Annotated in this window: 5 protein-coding genes; all 5 read right to left on the bottom strand. The window is 63.7% G+C overall.

Going from position 1 to position 5,410, the window contains the following annotated elements; translation table 11 throughout:
- Positions 1-303 precede the first annotated feature (303 nt).
- Positions 304-1,290: an ABC transporter permease gene (locus tag ACXJKO_RS29455; RefSeq protein WP_457094577.1), complete on the bottom strand. Its 987-nt coding sequence runs from the start codon at positions 1,288-1,290 to the stop codon at positions 304-306.
- Complete coding sequence (locus ACXJKO_RS29450; RefSeq protein ID WP_457094576.1) at positions 1,287-2,384, bottom strand: ABC transporter permease; 1,098 nt, start codon at positions 2,382-2,384, stop codon at positions 1,287-1,289. Before ACXJKO_RS29450 ends, ACXJKO_RS29455 begins: the two co-directional genes overlap by 4 nt.
- A complete protein-coding gene (locus ACXJKO_RS29445) occupies positions 2,377-3,906 on the bottom strand; it encodes a sugar ABC transporter ATP-binding protein (protein ID WP_457094575.1) in 1,530 nt (509 codons plus the stop codon). Before ACXJKO_RS29445 ends, ACXJKO_RS29450 begins: the two co-directional genes overlap by 8 nt.
- Before the next feature lie 81 nt (positions 3,907-3,987).
- Entirely contained in the window at positions 3,988-5,118 is a 1,131-nt protein-coding gene (locus ACXJKO_RS29440; protein WP_457094574.1) for a sugar ABC transporter substrate-binding protein, read from the bottom strand.
- Between the two features lie 79 nt (positions 5,119-5,197).
- A partial coding sequence (locus tag ACXJKO_RS29435; protein WP_457094573.1) for a transposase occupies positions 5,198-5,410 on the bottom strand: 213 nt, incomplete at its 5' end.

Raw genomic sequence — 5,410 nt, 5'->3', positions numbered from 1 at the left:
CAGCAGGTGATCGGACGGAACATGGTCCTCAAGCCGGAACGCGTAGAACAGGCTCTCCTGCACCACGAGACGCTCGCCCATCATGGCCCGATCCTCCTGCCGAGAATGCCTCATCAGGGAATCATGATCCGCCGCCAATCACGAGGACTTTTTCAACGAAATCTGCCAGGAACAGACCTTCAGCTTGATGCCAGAGCTCGCCAGTAGGGCAAGGCCAATTCAACCCAGCGGTGATGATTACGGATAAATTGCAAACAGCCTCTGGCACTCTCTCAACCTTCGAGGAGATCAAACGGCCAACCATCATCCAGTTACACGGACCCCGCGCCCATAGACGAGCAGCATAGAGATGATGACGCAGCCATAGATGATCTGGCGGCCAGCCTCAGGAATCTGCATGATGGAGAGGACCGAGTTCAAGAGCACGATCAGGATGACGCCCACGAGAGTGCCCAAATAGCGCCCGCGTCCGCCGAGGATGTTGGTGCCGCCGATGACAACGGCGGCGATGGCCGGCAGCAGATAGGCATCGCCCATGCCCTGATAGGCCTTGGTGGAATATCCGGCGAGCAACACGCCCGCAAGGCCCGCCGCCGCGCCCGAGAGAGCGAAGGTGATGAGGATCACGCAGTTCGTATCAATGCCCGAGAGATAGGCAGCCCGCTCGCGATTACCGATGGCGTAGATGGAGCGACCGAGGGTCGTGCGCGTGAGGATCGCCACGACGGCCACGGAAACAGCGAGCCAGACGAGGAGCGCCACCGGGATCACGCCGCCAATGCGGGCGACCGCAAGGTACTGCATCAGGTCGGTCGCTGCCGTCTGCGGGGCGAAGCCGCCCGTATGAGACACCATGAGGCCTCGCATCACGGCATTCATGCCGAGCGTGAAGATCATGGACGGTACCCGCAGATACGCGACGCCGAGCCCATTGACGATGCCGACGAGAAGACCGACCCCAATTCCCACCGGGATTGCCCAAGGGCCGCCGATGGCGGTTGCCATCATGGCGGCGGCCGTCAGGGTCCAGGGCACCGAAAGGTCGATGTGGCCAAGCAGGATGACGAGCATGAGTCCGGCCGCCACGATCCCGAGGAAGGATCCCACCTGAAGCTGCTGCAGCAGATATTGCGGGTGCAGAAGGGGCGCGCTGCCTTGCGTGTAGAGCGTGTACCCCGTCCCGATCAGCAGGATGAGCAGGACGAACCCGGCCGCGAAGGCCACGGGCTTGTCGTCCGGTCCGAGATGCAGACCCCGTAGCGCGGTAGTCGCGTCGGCCGTTCTGCTCACCGGAATACCTCGAGCTTGTTCTTGAGACGCAGCAGTTTCAGTCCGCCGATGCTTACCGCGGCAAGAAGCACCAGCCCCTCAAATAGAGGCTGCAGAAGGGGGGGCACGTCGAAGATGCGGAAGTTGAAGGAGATCGTGCGCAGCACCATCGCGCCGATCATGGCCCCAATGGCGCTGCCGGTGCCGCCGAGAAGCGAGGTGCCACCGATGACCACGGCCGCGATGGAGTTGAGCGTATAGGCTCCGGCCTGCGGAATGTCGGCATTGCCGGATGAGGTCTGAAGGGCGAGGAACAGGCCGCCGAGACCGGCGAAGAGGCCCGCCAACGTGAAGGCCGCAAGCTTCGCCCGGTTGATCGGCAGCCCCGACATGTAGGCCGCGCTCTCGGACGACCCGATCGCATAGACCGTGCGTCCCGTGACGGAACGGGTGAACGGCACCCAGATCAGAAGAATGATCAGGGCAAGCAGGACGAGCGGCACCGGGATCCACGCGAAGGGTTGCAGCCAGACCGCCTCGCCATTGTCGAAGAGACCGAAGGTTGCCGCGAACTCGCGCAAGTCGCTCGTGACCGCCCAGGACAAATCCTCGTGCACCTTGCCGCCGGGCGTCGGCCGCAGGATGAGGGCGAGCCCCATGTAGATCGCGCTCGTGGCGAGCGTCGCGATGATGGGCTGGATGYGCCCGTAGACGACCACGCAGCCATTGGCGAAGCCGCACGCCGCGCCGGCGGCGATGCAGGCGGCGATGCCGGCCGCGATCTCGCCCGGGCTCCCATCGACGAGGTGGCTCGCGATGCAGCCCACAAGGGTCATCACGGCGCCGACAGAGAGATCGAGCCCCGCCATGAGCACGGGCACCGTCTGCGCCATGGACACGAGCGCTAGGGCGAAGACCTCGTTGGCGTTCTGGATCAGGATCTGCCCCGTGAATCCGCGGGGATGGCTCAGCTGATAGAAGAGGTAAAGCACGACGAAGAGTGCAAGCGCGCCGAGGATGCCGGTGTGCTGCCGCCAGCGCAGGCTCAAGCCCTCGCCCCAGCGGCGGGTCTTCTCCTGCGGCTCCGCGGCGGGCGTGAGCACCGTGTCAGACATGGGCCGGCTCCCGCCGTTCGGCGATGTTGAGCGCGCTCGCGATGAGGTTGCGCTCCGTGATGGCATCGCCTTCGAGTTCGCGGACGATGCGGCCGTCATACATGACCGCGACGCGGTCGCAGCAACCGATCAGCTCCTCGTAATCCGTCGAGTAGAAGAGAATGCAGGCGCCCTCCTCCGCGAGCTCGCGCATGAGCCGGTAGATCTCCTGCTTCGTTCCCACGTCGATGCCGCGGGTCGGATCGTTGAGCAGGATCACGTCGGGATCCGTCGCGAGCCATTTGGCGAGCACCACCTTCTGCTGGTTGCCGCCGGACAGGGTCGAGACCGGATCGCCCGCGCTGCCGATCTTGATCCGCAGTTGCTCGATGGCCCGTTCGACGGCCTGTCGGGTGCGACCCGGATCGATGAACATCCCGTGCGAGAGACGGTCGAGCGAGGCCATGGAGATATTGTCGGCGATCGACATGGAGAGGATGAGCCCCTCGCTCTTGCGGTCCTCTGGCACGAGCGCCATCCGGGCCCGTCCGCTCTTGGCGGCTTTCGGCGAATTCGCGGCCGTGGGCTCGCCTTCAAGGGTAACCGTGCCGCGAACGCCCCGCAGCACGCCGAAGAGCGCGAGCAGCAGTTCCTTCTGCCCTTGGCCGTCCAGGCCGCCCAGTCCCACGATCTCACCGCGTCCTGCCTCGAGCCCGACGCCGTTGAGACGCTTCTCCCAGGAAAGATCCCGGATCGTGATGAGGGGCGCCGGGCGGGGCCGCCTGGGCTTTGTCGGAAACTGCCCTTCGATCTCGCGGCCGATCATGAGGCCGATGATCTCGTCATTGTTACGCGTGCCCTTGGCGAAGGTTTCGATATGCCGCCCGTTGCGAAACACGGAGCAGCGGTCCGCCAGCGCCTCGATCTCGTGCATGCGATGGGAGATGTAGAGAATGCTCAGGTCGCGCGCCTTCAGCTCGAAGAGCATGCGATAGACCCGATCCACGTCGGCGGGGGTCAACGCGGAGGTCGCCTCGTCGAGAATGAGGAGCTTCGGATTGCGGCCCAGCGCCTTCGCGATCTCGACCATCTGCCGCCGAGAGAGCGGCAGATCCGACACGCGGCTCAAGGGGTTGATGTCCTCGCAGCCGATGCGGGCGAGGAGTTCTTCCGAACGCCGGCGCTGCGCGCGACCGTCGATGAAGCCGAACCGGCGCGGAGGGCTCGACAGGGTGATGTTGTCGGCCACCGTGAGTTCCGGCATGAGCGATAGCTCCTGGAAGATGCACACGATCCCGGCCCGGTTCGCCGCCGACGGGTTCGGAAACGTGACGGGCGCGCCTTCGAGAATCATGCGGCCCTCGTCCGGCTGCACGACGCCCGCCATGATCTTCATCAGGGTCGATTTCCCGGCGCCATTCTCTCCAAGGACGGCATGAATCGACCCGCGGCTGCACGCGAAGTCCACGTCGCGCAAGGCATGAACACCGCCATAGCGCTTGGAGATGTTCTCAAGGGCGAAGAAGGGCGCAGGTTCGAGCATGGAACCCCTTCGGTATTCGGAAGAGGCTCCCGTCCGGGCGAAGGTCAGGACAGGAGCCGAGGTGCTTTGGCCGCGTTCTTCTTACTGCGTGTTCTTGGCGTCCTTCGCCATGATCTCAGGCGCAGTCACATTCACGCCGCAGGCCCGAAATTCGTTGGCCGCGAAGAAGTTGTCGGAGAGGTTCGACCAGTAGTTCACGTTGTCCTTGAGGGTCGTGTAATCGACGGCCGGGATCGGCACCGAGATGAGCTGAGGCATCGGGTTGCCTTCGAGCGCCGAGATCGCGGCCTTCATGGAAATGGCCACGAGGCCGGGAGACTGGCTGTAGGAAAACCCTTTCAGGCCTTCGCCAGCATGCTGCGCGATGAGCTTGCGGTAGCCATTCTCGCCCTCGCCCGCCATCGGCACGAAGGGATGCTTCGCGTCCATCATGGCGCGCACGGATCCGGTCGAGCCGCCCTGCGTGAACACGGCCTCGAACTTGCCGTGTACGGCGAGTGCATCGGCGGTCGCCTTTTGGGCCGTGCCGTCATCCCAGTTGCCCACCACCTCGACGATCTGGAACTTGCCCTCCTTCTCCATCACCTCGCGGAAGCCGAGATGGCGGTCGCGGTCCACCGAGTTTCCGGGCAGGCCCCGCACCTCGAGGATCTTGCCATCGCGCTTCTGACCCAGCTCCTTCAGAAGATGCCGTGCCGAGAGACGGCCGATCTCTAGCTGATCCTCGTTCACCTGCATAACCTTGTCGGTGTCGAGCACGTTGTCGAAGGGTACGATCACTACGTTGTTACGATCTGCCAGCCGGATCACGCGGTCGAAGCCCTCGGGCGCCACCGCAATGGTGATGATGGCGTCGTAACCTTGGTTGATGAAGTCCTCGATGGCGCCGAGCTGCGCGGCGACGTCGGTGCCGGTCGAGACGACCTTCAGCTCCTTGATCTTGTCCTTCATGCCAGCCTGCTCGGCATAGGCCTTTGCGGTCTGGATCATCTGGATGCGCCAAGTATTGCCGACGAAGCTGTTCACCACGGCAATGCGGTAGGGGCCCGGCTTCTTATCCCATTGCATATACTTGGTCTGGGCATTCCACGGCTTGAAGCAGCCCGGATCTGGCCCCGGACCGGGAACGATCTTCGGAGCGGCAAAGGCCGCAACGGACGAGAGCAGTAAACCAGAAAAAGCGAGTGCAGACAGGCGAGCAGCGCGTACCATATGATCCTCCTAGGACGGCGTTCTTCCCAGGTGATTGTGTGCGTCAAGTTCTGCAAAGCGGGGCGGCCGGTCAGGCTGGCTAAGCGGCTTCGCGAAGAGTGCTTTTCTTGTGCTCCTTGAGATCCTCCATGTTGAGGTAGCGGTGGGCTTCCAGCCAGTTCTCGTGCGTCTCGACCGCCAGAGCCCGCACCAGCCGGCAGCATGAAGCGGCATTGGGGAAGATCCGCACCACATACGTGCGTCTCCTGATCTCTTCGTTGAGCCGCTCGAGCATGTTGGTGGCATGTTGGTG

This window comes from Microvirga sp. P5_D2 (assembly GCF_054049475.1).
This window is presented reverse-complemented; position numbering and strand designations above follow the sequence as displayed.